Annotated in this window: 12 protein-coding genes; 4 read left to right on the top strand and 8 right to left on the bottom strand. The window is 70.6% G+C overall.

Annotated elements, in window-relative coordinates; translation table 11 throughout:
* Positions 1-2: 2 nt before the first annotated feature.
* On the bottom strand, positions 3-1,748 hold the full coding sequence (locus ACFU9P_RS31045; protein ID WP_376372296.1) for a TIGR03767 family metallophosphoesterase: 1,746 nt from the start codon (positions 1,746-1,748) through the stop codon (positions 3-5).
* A 496-nt stretch (positions 1,749-2,244) separates the two neighbouring features.
* Here ACFU9P_RS31045 and ACFU9P_RS31040 point away from each other — a divergent pair, with 496 nt between their 5' ends.
* On the top strand, positions 2,245-2,763 hold the full coding sequence (locus ACFU9P_RS31040; protein ID WP_384087255.1) for a hypothetical protein: 519 nt from the start codon (positions 2,245-2,247) through the stop codon (positions 2,761-2,763).
* 69 nt (positions 2,764-2,832) lie between these two features.
* Here ACFU9P_RS31040 and ACFU9P_RS31035 read toward each other — a convergent pair whose 3' ends face one another.
* From ACFU9P_RS31035 to ACFU9P_RS31025, 3 genes are read right to left on the bottom strand one after another with little or no spacing between them, the layout of a single operon-like run.
* On the bottom strand, positions 2,833-4,137 hold the full coding sequence (locus ACFU9P_RS31035) for an FAD/NAD(P)-binding oxidoreductase (protein WP_384087253.1): 1,305 nt from the start codon (positions 4,135-4,137) through the stop codon (positions 2,833-2,835).
* Positions 4,134-5,624, bottom strand: a complete 1,491-nt coding sequence (locus ACFU9P_RS31030) for an FAD-dependent oxidoreductase (protein WP_384087250.1) — start codon at positions 5,622-5,624, stop codon at positions 4,134-4,136. Before ACFU9P_RS31030 ends, ACFU9P_RS31035 begins: the two co-directional genes overlap by 4 nt.
* Before the next feature lie 18 nt (positions 5,625-5,642).
* Entirely contained in the window at positions 5,643-7,142 is a 1,500-nt protein-coding gene (locus ACFU9P_RS31025; protein ID WP_384087247.1) for an FGGY family carbohydrate kinase, read from the bottom strand.
* A 526-nt stretch (positions 7,143-7,668) separates the two neighbouring features.
* Here ACFU9P_RS31025 and ACFU9P_RS31020 point away from each other — a divergent pair.
* Both ACFU9P_RS31020 and ACFU9P_RS31015 read left to right on the top strand, forming a co-directional pair.
* Positions 7,669-8,670 (top strand): hypothetical protein, encoded by a 1,002-nt coding sequence (locus ACFU9P_RS31020; protein ID WP_376372280.1) that lies wholly within the window; start codon positions 7,669-7,671, stop codon positions 8,668-8,670.
* 241 nt (positions 8,671-8,911) lie between these two features.
* The gene (locus ACFU9P_RS31015; protein ID WP_376372278.1) at positions 8,912-10,441 is read left to right on the top strand and encodes an amino acid permease; all 1,530 of its coding nucleotides are present in this window, start codon (positions 8,912-8,914) and stop codon (positions 10,439-10,441) included.
* A 123-nt stretch (positions 10,442-10,564) separates the two neighbouring features.
* Here the strand turns inward: ACFU9P_RS31015 and ACFU9P_RS31010 are convergent, their stop codons facing one another.
* The 3 genes from ACFU9P_RS31010 to ACFU9P_RS31000 form a co-directional block, all read right to left on the bottom strand.
* Complete coding sequence (locus ACFU9P_RS31010) at positions 10,565-11,416, bottom strand: glycoside hydrolase family 75 protein (protein ID WP_384087243.1); 852 nt, start codon at positions 11,414-11,416, stop codon at positions 10,565-10,567.
* Positions 11,417-11,512: 96 nt separating this feature from the next.
* Positions 11,513-12,007 carry an NUDIX domain-containing protein gene (locus tag ACFU9P_RS31005; protein ID WP_376372273.1) on the bottom strand — a complete coding sequence of 165 codons (495 nt, stop codon included), beginning with the start codon at positions 12,005-12,007 and terminating at the stop codon, positions 11,513-11,515.
* Between the two features lie 260 nt (positions 12,008-12,267).
* A complete protein-coding gene (locus ACFU9P_RS31000; RefSeq protein WP_384087239.1) occupies positions 12,268-14,460 on the bottom strand; it encodes a discoidin domain-containing protein in 2,193 nt (730 codons plus the stop codon).
* Between the two features lie 360 nt (positions 14,461-14,820).
* On the opposite strand from ACFU9P_RS31000, the gene ACFU9P_RS30995 reads away from it, so the two are divergent.
* Positions 14,821-15,606, top strand: coding sequence for an SDR family oxidoreductase (locus ACFU9P_RS30995; RefSeq protein ID WP_384087236.1), 786 nt, complete (start codon positions 14,821-14,823; stop codon positions 15,604-15,606).
* Positions 15,607-15,715: 109 nt separating this feature from the next.
* Here ACFU9P_RS30995 and ACFU9P_RS30990 read toward each other — a convergent pair whose 3' ends face one another.
* Positions 15,716-16,546: a TetR family transcriptional regulator gene (locus ACFU9P_RS30990; RefSeq protein WP_384087233.1), complete on the bottom strand. Its 831-nt coding sequence runs from the start codon at positions 16,544-16,546 to the stop codon at positions 15,716-15,718.
* Positions 16,547-16,656 lie beyond the last annotated feature (110 nt).

Raw genomic sequence — 16,656 nt, 5'->3', positions numbered from 1 at the left:
CATCAGCGGGTGAGCAGCAGCTCCGTGTTGCGGTCCATCAGTTTGCCCGCCGGCGCGGTGGTCGAGCCGGGCGCGTTGTGTGCCAGCTCCCGGTAGAGCGCGGCCAGTCCGGTCTGCGAGAGATCCCCGAAGTCCGTGCCGTGCGGCGCCGCCGACTCGATCAGCGTGGTGAACAGGGACAGCGTGCCGTCCCTGTTGTCGGTGATCTCGATGATCCTGGCGAGCTGCGGGAAGTCGATGTGCGAGGCGGTGGTGATCTCCCAGAAGGAGCCGCGCGGATTGATCGAGTTCCGGTGGCTGTGACCGTTGACCCACGCCAGCACCGACCGGTGCTTGTTCAGCAGCTCCAGCACCTCTTCGCCGTTGTGCCGGGTCTCGCCGGGACGGGCGGGGTCCGGGTGGGTGTTGGTCATCGTCCAACTGTTGTGATGGCTGAAGACGACGACGTATCCGTCCCGGTGTTCCTTGAGCCGCCGCTTCAGCCAGGCGAACTGGGCCGAGTCGAGCGAGCCCGTGAAATGCCCGGCCCGGTCGGTGGTGTCGAGGCTGATACCGGTGATGTTCTCGCCCATGGGGAAGGTGTAGTAGAGCGTGTCGCTGTCGAGATTCGCCTTCGTGTAACCATGGCCGACCGGGCCCGCCCCCACCCGTGACGGGTCGAGATGCGCGGACACGTACTCGCGCGGGCCGAACGGCGCCCGGCCCGGGTCCGGGGTGATGGAACGCATCGAGCGCTTCGACTCGCGCAGCAGATCGATCAGTTCACCGCCGCCCGGCCGGCTGCCCTTTGCCAGGATCTTCGACAGCGTCTTGGCGTCACCGTTCGAGATGTCGTACAACTTCCGTGCCCCGACGGCGAATTCGGCCAGATAACCGGTGCGGTCGGCGATGGCGCCGCTGGCCAGGCTGTCATGGTTGCCGACGGTCGAGTACCAGGGGAGCCGCAGCCCGGGGCTGTTCACCGAGCGGATCGCGGCGTCCAGGAAGCCGTCGATACGCGGGAATCCGTACTCCTTGTCGGTGTCGCGGCGCGAGTCCTCCGGATGCCAGAACAGCCGCTCGCCGGAGTTCTGCACCCCCTCGTAGCGGCGCCGGTCGCCCGTATTGGGAGAGATACGCCCACCGCTCATGACCGTGAGGTACCAGTCCAGCTCCGCCAGCGAGTTGTTGTCGGTGTTGTCGCCGGTGGTCACGGCGAAGGTCAGCGGCGCACCGGTCGCGGGCCCGGACCTGATGGCGTTGATCTGCTCGATCAGGGCCACCGCTCCCGGTACCGTGAGCGCCTCCTGGGGCCGCCACCCCGACACTCCCTGCGAGCGCAGGTACTCGGTGCGCACCGGGTGCTGAACGTCCGTCAGATGCATATCGGTGAGCTGCACGAAGGAGCTGAGCACCGTACGCCGGGCTCCCCGGCCGGCCCGGGGAGCCGCCAGGGACTCCCGTACGATCCGGCGCCAGCCGGGCCCGTCGCCGAGCCGCCGGAAGGCCGCCGAGGAGTCGCGGGGCGCGGCGACCGTCTCCAGCGTCGTACGGGCCGGAACGGTACGGGTGGGCGAGGCCGCGGGGGAGGGAGTACGGGGCACCGGGACCGAGGACCCGGCCGCCGCCCCGGGAGCCGCGGCGGCCTCGCCGGGACCGCCGCCCGCGCCCAGCGCCAGCCCAATGCCCGCGGAGATGCCGACCGCTCCGGTCGCGGTGAGGAAGGAACGGCGGTCGACTGCGGCGACTGCGGAGCGTATGCGTGTCATGGGTGCGGTCTCCCGAGTGCGAGCGCATCAGCAAGAGCGCCGGGGGACTGCCCCCTGGCTACTCCTCGATGGTCGGCACACGGCGTGGCCTGCGCGTGAACGACATTCCAACTGCGAACACCCATCACTGCACAGGGATCACCGCGTCGGTGAACCGTCGTCGGGCCCATGTGCGCAGGACGGAAGCCGGTCACTCGGTGTTCACCGTGAGGGGAAGCGGCGCGTCCGCGGTGTCACACTCCACTGGCCGGGTACGTCCGCCGGCTCCGGCGTCTCCGCCCCGTGGTCGATCTTAGCTTCTGCTACCGCCGTCGCCGGTGCGCGGCCGCCGCGTGGACGACTCCGTGACCGGTCCGTTGTCGTACCCCCGTGGCAGAGTCTTCGACGGACCCGGCGCGACATCGCGCCGAGCCGTGGACGTGTGCCCGTACGTCCGGACGTCCGTATGCCCATGGGCCGCCGTGCCCCGAGCCGATCCCGAGAAGGAGATGGCGTCATGCCCGACCGTACGACCCCTGTCGCCGAGGCGCTCGCCGAACTGGCGGAGCTTCTCGCGCCCGGCCGCCCCGCCGTCACCGAGGAGGTCCTGCTGGCGTACGAGGATCCGGAGACGTATGTACGGACGTATGCCGGGCGGCTGGACGAACGGGGGATCGACGAGCCCGAGGACAACCTCGCCTGGATAGCGCTCGTCGACGCGCTGGCCGCGCGGGGGCTGCTCGCGGAGGTCGACTGGAAGGAGGACGGCGAGGAGATCAGACGTCAGGTCCGCGCTCTCGAATCCCGCCCGGACACGGATCCGTGGTCCCTCTCCACCGAGGCGGACGAGGCGGAAGCGCTCGACACGTTCGCCTTTCTGACCCGCTACGGCGCGCTGCATCGCGACGTGGGCACGGCGCTCGCGGTGCTCGACATCGAATCGGACTGCTATCCACTGGTCCTTCTCCCGGCGGCCCGCGCGGCCGAGCTGACCCCGCTGGCCCGGCGCGCCGGATTCGCCGCGGCCGTCCTCTGACCGGACAGGACCTACCGGACGACGCCATGTGTCAGACGCGGCCTGGGGTCTTCATCCGAACGAGAGGCCCTAGCCCGCCGAGATCACGACCGGGCCGCCGTCCGGGTCCGCGCGGTCTATCCAGTCGGCGGAGGCGTACAGCGGACGGTTCGGCACGCTGCCCCGGCGGAGCCGCTCGCGGTGCAGGAAGCGGCCGTCCTGGGTGATGACCAGCGCAGACAGCCGCCCGGCGGTGCGTGTCGTACGGAGGGTGAACCGGCCCAGCGGCGGGCGCGGGCCCCGGGGGTCGATACGGTTCGGCGCGACCCAGCGCAGCGGCGCGTCCACCTCCACCGGCACCTGCCCGCCCGGCCAGACACCGCCGGCGAGATGGCGGAGGACGGGCCCGGCGACCAGCCTGCCCTCCCGGGCCGCGGTGCCCGCCGGTTCCACGGCGTGCAGCAGATTGCCGACGGCGAAGACCCCGGGGGCGGCCGTACGGAACGCGGTGTCGACCGCCGGGCCCCGGGTGCCCCGGTCCAGCGCGATCCCGCCGAGCCGGGCGAGTTCGTGGTCGGGGATCCAGTCGCCCGTGAAGACGACCGTGTCGCAGGCGACGGTGGTCGTCCTGCCGTCCCTGTGCCGCAGCGCGACCCCCGCGAGCCGGCCCCGGCCGAGCAGCCCGGTCACCGTCGTCCCGGTGAGCAGCGGAATACGGTGATGCAGCCGGGCTCCGAACCTCGACGCCCAGGAGGACTGGTGGCGCGGCTGGTCCGTGACCATGGCCGCGACCTCGACCCCCGCGCCCCGCAGGGTACGGACGGCGGAATAGCCGACCGGTTCGGCGCCCACGACCAGCGCCCGTGTCCCGATCCGCTGGTGGCGCAGATGGACGGCCTGCTGCAACTCGCCGGTGGTGAACACGCCGGCCGGCCGGGTCCCCGGCACCAGCCGCGCGCTGCGCGGGCGTTCGCGCGCGCCGGTGGCGAGGACGACCGCCCTTGCGGTGAGGCGTTCGAGCCCTGCCGGGCTGGTGGTGTCCAGGGCGAGCGTCCCTCGGCCCGGCTGCTCCGCCCAGCCGGTGACCGAGACTCCCGTACGTACGGTGGCGCCCGCCCCCGCTGCCAGCTCGCACCAGTGGCGGGCGTACGCCGGGCCGCTCATCGGGCGCCGCAGCTCGCGCAGCCCGAATCCCGAGTGGTAGCAGTGGCGCGGAACGCCTCCGGCCTGCTCCTCGCGGTCGACGACCTCGACCGTACCGGCGCCCGCCGCGGCCAGCCGGGCCGCCGCCGCCAGCCCCGCCGGACCGGCGCCGACCACCAGCACATCGACGGTACGTGTCCGCCGGCCGGGCCCGGGGACGGCGAGACCGTCCCGGTTCGTCGTCGCGCTCATGGTCCGACCTCCGGCAGCAGGGACGATGGGCGGCCCCCGGAAGGACCGGGAGCGGCGGGAGCACCGGTACTGCCCGGACCCTCCGGACCGCCGGCCGCTTCGGGGGTGAACAGCGCGCGCACGGCGGCGCCGCAGTAGAACCCCTGGCACCGGCCGCCCCGGGCGCGGGTGCGCCGCCGCAGCCCCTCGGGCGTGCCCGGCGGGATCGTACTGGCGAGCGCGTCGCGGATCTCGCCCCGGGATACCCGCTCGCAGTGGCAGACGATCCGTCCGTACTCGGGGTCGGCCGCGATCAGATCGGCGCGCTGGTACGGGCGCGGAAACGCTTCGCCGATGTTCGGCATCCGTACCGCCGGGCGCTCGCGCGGCTCTCCCAGCTTCTCGCCCGCTTCGGTGAGCAGCTCCACGACATGCGCGGCGATCGCCATCGACGCCGTCAGCCCGGTGGAGCGGATACCGCCCACGGTGAGATAGCGCTGCTCCGCGTGGCAGCGGATCCGGTAGTCGGAGTCCTCGGTGGCGGCACGCAGCCCCGCGTACACGGCGGTGACCTCCTCGTCGAGCAGCTCCGGCAGGATGCGCTCGCCCTTCTCGCGCAGAAAGGCCAGCCCCTCCGCGGTGGAACCGGTCGCCGTCCTGCCGTCCAGATCCTCGGCGGTCGGGCCGAGCAGGACGTTCCCGTACACCGTCGGCGCCACCAGCACCCCCTTGCCGAGCGCGGTCGGCACCGGCAGCAGGATATGGCGGACCAGGCCGCGGGCCTGTTTGTCGAAGACCATGAGCTGACCGCGGCGCGGTGTCACGGTGAAGTCGGCGTGGCCGAGCCACCGGTCGATCTCGTCGGCGTACAGCCCGGCGGCATTGATGAGGATGTGCGTACGCAACGGCCCCCGGCCGGTGGTGAGTTCGTGCGCCGGTCTGCTGCTGACCCTGGTCACCGGGCAGTTGAGAAACAGATCGGCGCCGTCGCGGACGGCCTCGGTGGCGTACGCGAGCGTGGTCGTCCAGGGGCAGATGATGCTCTCGCCGGGGACGGCCAGCGCGCCCAACGCGCCCGGGCCGAGATGCGGTTCGCGGGCGTACAGCTCGTCCGGGCCCATGAGCCGCGATTCGTGGTACTCATTGCGCTCGGCCTTCTCCATCAGCCGTGGCAGAGCGGCCAGTTGCTCCTCGTCCCAGGCGACGAGCAGCGCGCCCACCGGCTCGACCGGGATACCGGCCTCGGCGGCATAGGCGGCCAGCCGGCGCTGTCCCTCCCGTACGAGCCGGGACTCCAGCGAACCGGGCACCGCGTCGAAACCGGTGTGCAGAATCGCCGTGTTGGCCTTGGACGTCCCGTCCCCGACATCGCCGGACGCCTCCACCAGCGCGATACGCAGCGGATACCGGGCCAGTTCCCGGGCGATGGCGGCGCCGACGACTCCGGCGCCGATGACGACGATGTCGTACACCTCGTCCGGCAGCGTTCCGGAGGTCGTGACAGCCATGGTGCTCCAGCTTCCGGCTCAGGGTCTTGTGGCGGTGGGCGGGGGAGTGCGGGTGAGCAGCGCGTCCACCGCCGAGCGGAAGACACCGAGCCGGTCCGCGGCCTCGGCCCGGCCGATACGCGGCTCATAGATCGCGGAGGGCTTCCACTCCGGTACGACCTGACGGGGCGTCAGCTCCGGATCGAGGCCGAGCCGCGCGAGCGCGCCCACCCCCAGCGCAGTGAGGTCCGGCCGCTCCGAGACCTCCACGGGCCTTTGCAGCAGGTCCGCCTGCGTCTGCATCAGCAACGACGAGCGCGTCAGACCGCCGTCGACGCGCAGGCTGCCGAGCGGCTTACCGAGATCACCGGCCACCGCGTCCGCCAGCACCACGACCTGGGCGGCGAGCCCCTCGCACAGCGCGCGCACCAGATGCCCCGCGCCGGTGTCCAGGCCGAGACCGCTGACCGAGCCGCGGAGATCCCCGCGCCACCAGGGCGCCGCGAGTCCGGCGAGCGCCGGTACGAAGGTGACCCCGCCGCTGTCCGGTACGCCCGAGCCGACCGTGTCCAGATCGGCCGCCCCGGAGATCACCCCGAGCCCGGCCAGCCAGTCCACCGCGGACGCGGCCGTGAGGACCTGTCCGTCGAGGCAGTAGCTGGTCTGCCCGCCGAGCCGCCAGGCGACACAGCTCACCAGCCCCGATGTCCCCCGGAGCGGCCGGCCGCCGGTCTGGGCGAGCAGGAACGCCCCTGTGCCGTACGTGCACTTGGCGGATCCCGGTTCGGTCACGTTCTGCGCGAGGAGCGCGGCCTGCTGGTCGACGATCACCCCCGTCAGCGGGATCTCACCGCCGAAGGCCGTGGTGATGCCGACCGGCCCCGCCGTATCGGTGATACGGGGCAGCGCCTCGCCCGACAGCCCGAAGATCTCCAGGGCCTCCGCCGACCAGTCGACCCGGTCCAGGTCGAGCAGTCCGGTACGGCCCGCGGTCGCCGCGTCGGTGACGAACTCGCCGGTGAGCCGGTGGATCAGCCACGAGTCGCTGGTGGTGACGACCCCCTCGCGGGTGAGGTGCCGCCGGATCCAGGCCATCTTCGGCGCCGCGATGTACGGATCGAGGGGCAGCCCGGTCAGATGCCTCAACCGCTCGCCGTGCGGTGCGAGTTCGGCGCACAGCGACTGGCTGCGCCGGTCGTGCCACACGATCGCGTCCGTCAGCGGCGTCCCGGTGACCGGGTCCCAGGCGAGCACCGTCTCGCCCTGGTTGGCCAGACCGACGGCCGCGACCGGCTCCGCCGCCTCGGCGAGGGCCTCACGCCCCGCGTCCAGCACGGAGCCGAGCAGCACGGCCGGATCGATGTCCGCCACCCCGCCGGAGCCGTGCCGGGGAGGCGCCGGGGCCGAACCCGTACCGATCACGCCCCGTTCAGGGCAGACGACCAGGGCCTTGGTGGACGAGGTGCCCTGATCGAGGGCGAGCACCGGCCGGCCGGCCGCGTGGGCGCGCGGGTGGCTGGATCGCTGGACTGGCGGCATGTCCTGTTCTTCGGTTCGAAGGGCTGCGGAGCGTCTGGTTCGAGGGGCTTTCGAGTGTTCTTCGAGGTCTTCCGGGGCCCGGCCGGACGGGTTTTCCGGTCTTACGGAAGCCCCGTACGCGGGCGGGTTGATCGCTGAGCGAAAGCGTGGTGCAGGTCAGAGCGGGCGTCAAGGGTTCAAGGACGCCGCCGCGGGACCGGTTCCGGAACGGCGTAACCTGCGTTGATCAACGGAGAGTTGCGAAAGATCAGCAAAGTGTTCGAGTGGACTCACCGCGAGCCCTACACTGATCGCCGCGGCGGCAGGCTTCCTTGACCGGTTTCGCCCTTGCCGTGGCCACGCCAGGTCGGTGCCTGCGTGCCGCCCGTCCGGACCGCTCCACCCCCCACCGTCCCAGAGGATCTATGACGACCATCTTCTCAGCCGGGCGCCCCGTCGGCCGTGCCCGGCCCTGTCGTTACGGGCGGTCCTCGGCCGCCTGGGCCTCGTACCCCGGATCTCCGGCCGCGCGGACGGATCCGAACTGATGGCGAGCGACAACTTCCGCCCCGTCTACCACCCGGCGGGCCACGACAACGAACTGCGCGCGGCGGTACAGGATCTGCGCACAGGACGCTGGCTCGCGATGCGCAACCTCCTCGCCGGGACGTCCGACTGGGGCCGGTGGACCCAGCGGACCCAGGTCCTCGCCGCCGTCGCCGCCGGTTCCGACGCCGTACAGGCCTGGCGCGCCGAGGAGCCGGAGAGCCTCGCCGCCACCGTGATGCACACCCGGGTCATGGTGGAACGGGCGATACGGGCGCATCGCGACGGGCATGCGCGCACCCAGGAGCTGTGGCAGCAGGCCTGGGAGGCGTGCCGGGGCACCATCCGGCACGCTCCGGACGACCCGGTGCCCTGGGTGTGTCTGCTGGCGCTGGCCCAGCTCGACAACCGGCAGCAGATGGACGAGCACCGGCTCGCACCGCCCGGACCGATGCTGTTCCCGGGCCCCTGGGGCCTGCTGGCCGAGGCCGACAAGCGTGATCCGTTCAACCGCGAGGCGTACCACCGTATGCTCCAGTTCGTCTACGCGCGAAGGAGCGACGGATCGCTGTCGGAAGCGGTCAACTTCGTTCAGTGGGCGGCCTCCGCCGCGCCCAAGGGCTCGCCGCTGCACGCGCTGCCGCTGTTCGTCCGCGTCGAGCGCTACCGCCGCGAGAACGGCCACGAGAAGGCGCTCGACCTCCACTGGGTCACCGAGGACGCGACCCGGGACGCCCTGCGGGCCGTGCATCTCTGGTTCGACCACGCGGACCTGGCCGAGGCGTCACTGCCCGATCTGAACCATCTCGCGCACGCTCTCTGGGGCTCGCTCCAATTCATCGAGGGGGCCAGGGTGTTCGAAGCGCTGGGCCCGTTCTACGCGACGGTGCCATGGGCGTACCGTACGCGGAGTCCCGGTGACGCCGCTCAGGCCGAGGACGTGTTCGTCCGCGCCCGCAGCCGCTGTCTCGCCGCCCGGGAGGGGCACGGGCCGTCCGGCTGACCCGCCCCTCCGGGACCGTACGACGCGCCTCCGGCACGTACCCGTCGCACGGCACCACCCCTGTACAGCCCCACTGGCACGGCACCCGCACAGCACCCGTACGGCACCACAGGCACCACCCGTACCGCACCACCCGCACGGCACCACCCGTACCGCCGCACCACCCTGTTCGGTTCTGTTTTCCTCCCGTCAGTTCTTCTCCGTTTCCCTACCAGAGGCGTTTCCCCCGGAGGTACTTCCCGTGTCCGTTTCCCCACCGGCCTGGTCGAAGGCCGACCTCGTCCCGCAGAAGGACGAAGAACAGCGGCTGCGCGAACTGGGCTATCAGCCGGTCCTCGCCCGTCGCATGGGCGGCTTCGGCAACTTCGCGATCAGCTTCTCGGTCATCTCCATCCTCTCCGGATGCATGACCCTGTACGGCTTCGGCATGGGCACCGGCGGCCCTTCGGTGATGCTCTGGGGCTGGGCGGGCGTCGGCCTCTTCGTCCTCTGCGTGGGCATGGCGCTGGCCGAGGTGACGAGCGCGTACCCCACCTCGGGCGCGCTCTACTACATGGCCGACCGGCTCGGCGGCCGCAAGTGGGGCTGGTACACGGGCTGGCTCAATCTGCTCGGACTGCTGGGCGCGATCGCCGGTATCGACTACGGCGCCGCGCTCTTCACCGGGGCCTTCCTGAACCTCCAGTTCGGCTTCGACCCCACGCCCGGCTGGACCATGGTCATATTCATGTGCATCCTGCTGCTGCACGCGACCCTGAACCTCTTCGGCGTCCGGCTGGTCAGTGTTCTCAACTCGATCAGCGTGTGGTGGCATCTCGCCGGGGTGGCGGTCATCGTCGGCGCCCTCGCCATCATTCCGGACAGCCACCAGTCGCCGTCGTTCGTGTTCACCGAGTTCGTCAACGAGACCGGCTGGGAGAACCCGATCTATGTGGCGGCCATCGGTCTGCTGCTGGCGCAGTACACCTTCTCGGGGTACGACGCCTCCGCGCATCTCTCCGAGGAGACCTCCAACGCCTCGGTGTCGGCGGCGCGCGGTATCGTTCGCGCCATCTGGGTCTCCTGGATCGCCGGTTTCGTGCTGCTCGCCGGACTCACCTTCGCGATCCAGGACTACGCGGGCACCCGGGAGAGCGCCACGGGAGTGCCGCCGGCCCAGATCCTGATCGACGCCCTCGGCACCAGCGGTGCCACGGCGCTGCTGCTGCTCGTGATCGTGGCGCAGCTCTTCTGCGGCAACGCCGAGGTGGCCGCCGCCAGCCGTATGGTGTTCGCCTTCAGCCGTGACAACGCCCTGCCGGGCTCGGCCCTGTGGCGGCGGGTCAGCAGCCGTACCCAGACCCCGGTCCCCGCCGTCTGGCTCTCCGTCATCGTCGCGTGCCTGCTCGCCGTACCGTCGCTGTACTCCACGACCGCGTACGGCGCGGTGACGGCCATCAACGTCATCGGCATCACTCCGGCGTACGCCATCCCGATCTATCTGAAGCTGCGCGCCGGCAACCGCTTCGAGCACGGCCCCTGGACCCTGGGCCGCTGGAGCAAGCCGATCGGCTGGATCGCGGTGGTCTGGGTCGCGGTGGTCACGGTGCTGTTCTGTCTGCCGCAGTCGAACCCGGTGACCGTCGACTCGATGAACTACGCGGTGATCGCCCTGGCCATCGTGCTGATCCTGGCGACGGTGTGGTGGTACGTGGCCCGCAGCGCGTACAGCACTCCGCAGGCGTACGGCAACGCGCGCGAGCAGTCGGAGATCTCCGAAGGCATCGTCTGACGGCGGACGAGGGTGGTGTGTGGTGGATGTGCCGTCCAGGATCCCCGGACCGCACATCCACCGCACACCATTCCCGGTCCGCGCCGGCTCACCGGAGAATCGTTCATCCTTGGAGGAGAATCGTTAATTCTCCTGGAGGAACTGCTTGGCCAGCTCCTCGCCCTGACGGGCGGTGGTGTCCTGGTCCTCCAGGGACGGGACCTGCGAGTCCTTAAAGAGGATATACGTCACGCCTTCCCCCACACCGCCCCTGCTCGGGTCGGTCGCGATCCCGAGACCTCGGGCCGCGGCGAACGACCCCTCACCGATGATCCCGGGCGGACCCGTGTCCCCGACGACCGCGTACTGCACCCGGTCGCCATGGATGACCGCCGCGACGGACCCGCCGCTGATGCCTGAATTGCGGAAATTCCAGATCCGGCTCGGGGTCGGCACGACGACGTACGGCAGCTCCTTGGCGTTCAGCGCCCTGCCGCTGGACTCCGTATACGACGTCGCGCTCTGGAAGTAGGGGTCGGTCCGCTTGTTGCAACGGTCCGTCACCTGGCCGTCGCAGTCGATGTCCATGTCCGCCTTCCAGAACACGGCCCCGTTGGCGTCACAGACGGGCACCGCGGCGGCCGGGGCGTTCGCACGGGTGCGGTAGAGGCCGTTGGAGATCTGCCGGCAGTGGCTGACCTTGGAGAGCAGCGCCTCCGCGCTGACCGGTCCGCCGCCGACCGGCACGTCGCCGGGCGGGGCGTCCTCGACGAACCCGGGATCGACGGGCCCCGCGTCGGCGGGCAGTCTCGGGGCGGGCGGCCCGCCCTGCGGTTTCGCACCCGGCGGCCCCGGTACGCCGAGGCGCTCGGCCCGCGGCCCGGGAGGCGGCTCGTCGGTGGGCTGGGCCAGGGCGGGAAATACGGTGATGGGAACGGCTGCGGCGGTCAGCAGTGCCGTACCGACGGCGATGAGCACATAAGTGCGAGGGTGCACGGGGTGATGCCTTTCCTGGTTCCTGGACTGGATGCGGGCTCCCGACGACTCCTGGACGGCGCTCAGGGACAGCGAGGGGCCCCGGACCGTGGCGGTCTAACGGCAGGGCGGAGGCTGACGCCGGTCGGCACCTATGCACTCGCCCAGTCGTTCGAGGAACACTCGCTGTCCCGTTACCAGCGGTTCCACGGCGTCCGCCAGATCGAACCAGCCGACACGGTCCAGTTCCGGAAACTCACGCACCACACCCGACCCCCTGGGCCACTCCATGGTGAAGGTGCCGAACACGGCCAGGGCGGGATCCAGATCCCCCTCCACGGCCCATGCGGTGACGGTCTTTCCGCCGCGCTGGCGGGCCTCGCCGAGAGGCGTCCAGGGCCCTTCGGGGACGGGCAGTCCCAGCTCCTCCCGGAACTCCCTGCGGGCGGCTTCCTCGGGCTCTTCCTCCGGTCCGAACTCACCCTTGGGGATCGACCAGGCGGCGGTATCGCGGCCCGCCCAGTACGGTCCGCCCATGTGGCCGAGCAGCACTTCGGGACCGGTGTCCCCGACCCGGTACAGGAGGAGTCCCGCGCTTCGTCTGCCCGACATGCTGTCAAGTCTCCGTGGGGGCGCGAGGCGTCGCCATCCGCGCGCCGGGGGAGTGCGCCGCCCTCCGCGAGCGCCGGACCGGCTGCCGGACGGGAACGCCCCGGGCTCCGGCGGGGTATGACACGCCGGAGCATTACGGTGACGCGTCGGGCCCATCGTATGAACGGTTGCGCCGAACGGCGCAGGGCCCGGCCTCCGTGGGGGAGACCGGGCCCCTGTGTGCCGGGGGATCGGCGTGGGTTACGGAACCGGCCGGGGGTTTACGGGAACGACGTGATGGTCGAGGGGACCGTCGAGGTTCCCGAGGTCGGCGACCCCGTGCTGTTGATGACGTGGTTGTACTGGCCCATGCCACCGAGGGAGACGACCAGCAGATCGTGGAACTTCACACCGGGTTTCACCGGTGCCTGGAATCCATGGTCCTGCTGGATGTTCGGGTCCGAGGTGTAGTTGCAGTAGCTGCCCAGACCCCAGCCCTCATGGTTGTTGACGGAATCGGCGACCTTGTAGGCCGCGAATCCCTTGATGCTGCCGTTCTGGATCGACGCCTGGTTGGGCGCGTCGTACGCCTTCTCGTTCTGGAAGAAGATCGTCTTGCCGTTCTCCCCGTACCACTCCACGTCGTACTTGTTGAAGTGCTCGACGAACAGACCGGTGGCCAGGACATCGTCACCGTTGACGCGGACGCCGTAGTCCGCGCGGTTGGTCTCCCAGCCGACGCCCGCGCCGTGGTCGGCGCGCCAGACCCAGGTGTGGTCGATGATCGTGTCATCGCTGTTGATCACCATGCTGGTGGTGGCCTTGCCGGGGCCCGCGCCACCGATCCGGATGAAGACGTCCTGGACCGTGGTCGGGTTCGCTGAGTGGTCGGTGGCGGCGCCCGCCGGGCCGACCTCCAGCAGCGTCGGGGAGTTCACCGGACCGGCGTCGATCAGGAAGCCGGCCAGCTTCACCCCGTCCACGTCGGCGACCTTCATCGCGGTCACCCCGTTGTCCGGGATGATCGTGGCGAGTCCCAGACCCAGGACCACCGTGTTGGCGCGGGTCACATTGATGGTCTGGTCGACGTGGTAGACGCCGGGCGTGAAGAGCAGGTTGAGCCCCTGCGCCAGCGCCTGGTTGATCGTCGCCGCGGTCGCGCCCGGCTTGACCACATAGAACTGGTCGAGCGGCAGGGACTGGCCCTGCGGCGCGCCATTGCCCCAGGTGGTGCCCCGAGCGTTGGTGCGCTTGGCGGGGACGAACACCTTGTACGCGTTGCCGTCCAGGTAGAGGAACGGCTTCTCCCGCGAGGTGGGCGTGTTGTTCAGGGTGGTGTACGGCGGGTTCGGGAAGCTCTGCGCGGGCGCGCCCTCGACCCCGGAGAACACCATGTTCCAGACGCCGTTGGTCCAGCCGCCGACGGAGCTGTCACGGGTGTACCACTGCTGCTGGGAGTACGGGCCGACCGTGCCGTCGATCTTGCTGTCGGCGATGTAGCCGCCACTGGCCCAGCCGTAGCCGTTGGGCGCCAGGTTGAGCCCGCCCTTGACGTGCATACGACGGAACGGCGCGGCCTGCGCGACCGCCCAGCGGTTGGTGCCGCTGACCGGGTTGAGCGCGAGGTTCTCGGCGGAGCGCCAGAAGTTCTGGGTGGCGTTCCCGTTGAACCAGCCGGCGTCCACGGTCACATCACCGTTGAAGGTGGTGTCGTCGGGCGACAGACCGAGACCCGAGATCGAGGTGTAGAAGCCGAGCTGGGCGTTGATGTTGTTGTACGTGCCCGGCTTGAACAGGAACTGGTAGCGGCCCGAGCCGAACTGGTCGGCCTCCTGGCGCTTGAAGACCTCGTCCAGCCTGCCCTGGATGTTCGGCGTCGACGGGTCGAAGACGATGACGTTGGGGCCGAGGTCACCGCCGCCCGGGATCGGGTCGCCGGTGCCGCCCGAGGTGCCGCCGAAGATCTGGAACTCCCAGAGCGAGTAGCCCCACGGGGTGGCCCGCTGGGTGCCCGTCAGCTTCACGTACCGGGCGCTGCCCGAGACATTGAGCGTCTCCGTGCCACCGGGTCCCGTGGTGGTGGAGTACGCCTGGGTCCAGCCGTTGCCGTCGGTTGAGAACTCGATCTTGTACGCCTTGGCGTACGCGGTCTCCCAGTTCAGGACGATCTGGCTGACCGCGACGGTGGAGCCGAGGTCTATCTGGATCCACTGCGGGTCGGCCGCGGCGCTCGACCAGCGGGTCCCGGTGTTGCCGTCGTTGGCGCCGGTGGCGGGGGTGCCCGCGTTCTCCACGCTGGAGACGGTCACCGCCTTGCCCTGTGAGAGCAGGGTGGGCGCGGCCTGGGCGGAGGTGCTGGGAATGAGGAGCAGCAGCGAGGCGATCAGCGTGGCCGCGACCGAGGCGGCCAGTCCTCGCCGGCGTCCCGGAGCGGTTCTCCGGAACACCGGTGCAGTGAGCGGAGGAGCGTGCATGGGCAGGTCTCCTGAGTCATTCGGACAACGGGGCAGACGGAGCGGGAGGGAAAGAAAGCCGGAGAGCGCTCTCTCGGTAGGGGAGATGCTTCTCTCGTGTTTCGGACACGTCAAGAGTTGTGCACGAGGCCGTCAAGTTCGGTTGTGCTGCCGACAACAAATAACGGGCGGGACGCGGCGATTGTCGGGCTTTGCGGTGTGGCCGAGGTGTGTCGGGTAGGTGTCGTTTCAGAATCTGACGGCGGGGGTGGGGTGTGTGAAACATTGCTACGAGATCGGGGTAGCGTCGATAACTTAAGAGTGTTAGCGTTGCTTCTGGGGGTGCGGAACGGCGTACCCCGACCGGAAGGGAGCACTGTCATGCCTGAGACCCCTGCGAACGCCGCGAACCGTGAGGACGTTGCGAGCGGCGCGCTTCCCGGCCCCCGGGTGGCCATCGTCACCGGCGGCTCGCGCGGCATCGGCCGGCAGAGCGCCGAGCGTCTGGCGGCGGACGGGTATGCGGTCGTCGTCAACTACGCGGGGAATGAGAAGGAGGCCGACGCGGCGGTCGAGGCCATCACCGCCGACGGCGGCCGGGCCATCGCGGTCCAGGCCGATGTCGCTGACGAGACGGCGGTCGCCGCCCTCTTCGACACCACGACCGAGGCCTATGGCGGAGTCGATGTGGTCGTCCATGCCGCAGGTCGGATGGTGCTGTCGCCGCTGGCCGATCTGGAGCTGGATGCCCTCGACGCCATGCACCGCACCAATATCCGCGGCACCTTCGTCGTGGGCCGGGAGGCGGCACGTCGCGTACGGAAGGGCGGAGCGATCATCAACTTCTCCAGCTCCGTGCTGGGTCTGGCCCTGCCCGGATACGCCGGCTACGCCGCGAGCAAGGGGGCCGTCGAGGCGATCACCCTGATCCTCGCCCGCGAGCTGCGCGGCCGGGACATCACGGTGAACGCGGTGGCGCCGGGGCCGACCGCGACCGCGCTGTTCCTGGACGGCAAGGACGAGGAGACCATCGCGCGGATGGCGGCCCAGCCGCCCTTGGAGCGCCTGGGCACTCCGGAGGACATAGCCGAGGTCGTCGCCTTCCTGGCGGGTCCTGGGCACTGGGTCAACGGGCAGATTCTGCGGGCGAACGGCGGCATCATCTGATCTGTTGTCCGCTGATCTGTTGTCCGCGCGGTCCGGGGCATGCCGGGGCATTGCAGGGACGTTCCGGAGCGGGCGCGACCGCAGGGGGGAGGTGGTGCGTGGGTAACGGTTACGAGGAGCGCGGCGTGGCCGCTGGCGACGGCACCGCGGCGTCCGGCGCGTCGGGGGTGTGCGGGGCGCCGGGGGCGTCGTGACTGCCTGGGGTGCTCGGGGTGCTCGGGGTGTTCGCCACGCGCTCCAGCCATTCGGACAGCAGCGCGGCCTCGACCGCGGTCAGCGCCGAGGGCGGTGACTGGCGCAGCAGCGCCCCCAGTCGGGCCGCGGCCACCGGGGTCTCGGTACCGGGAGCGGCCTGAGTGGCGGACGCTCCGCCGCTGGGCGTGGGGGAGTGCATCGCCTCGGGGGTGAACGCGGCCGCGTGCACGGCGTCCCGTACCCGCCGGGACATATCGGGATCGGTGAAGGTGGCGGGCCGGGAGACCAGCATCAGCGCCACGCCCACATTGGCCGACATGATCATCTGGGCCGCCAGCTCGGGCGAGATTCGCAGCAGCCCGAGGGCCGCCGCCCGCTCCAGATCGCGGGTGAGGATCCGATGGGACTCCAGGGCCGAGGCGGGCGGCTTCCGCATCGCCGGGGAGTTCATCAGCCGGTACAGATTCGGATTCGCCACCGCGAACGCCACATGGGAGTCCCAGCCGTCGCGCAGGTCCTTGACCGGGTCCGCGCCCGGCTCGTGCAGGCGCTTGGTCGCCAGATAGGCGTCGAAGCCATGGTCGACGACGGCGGAGAGAAGCCCCTCCTTGTCGCCGAACTGCCGGTAGAGCACCGGCGCGCCGACCTGGGCCGCGTCACAGACCGCCCGTGTGGAGATATCGCCGTTCGGCGACTTCGCCAGCAGCTCGGCGGCCACCTCCAGAATGCGTGTTCGCGTGCTCATGAAGGGGATGCTACCAACTTGGCGATAGCGTTGCTATCGCGTAGGCGTATCTGTCGCTACGACTCGGAGGTTGGCTATGAGTCCGTGTTTCTCGCGAGCCTGTGACTCCG

The organism is Streptomyces sp. NPDC057617 (assembly GCF_042800555.1).
Lineage (GTDB): Bacteria > Actinomycetota > Actinomycetes > Streptomycetales > Streptomycetaceae > Streptomyces.
This window is presented reverse-complemented; position numbering and strand designations above follow the sequence as displayed.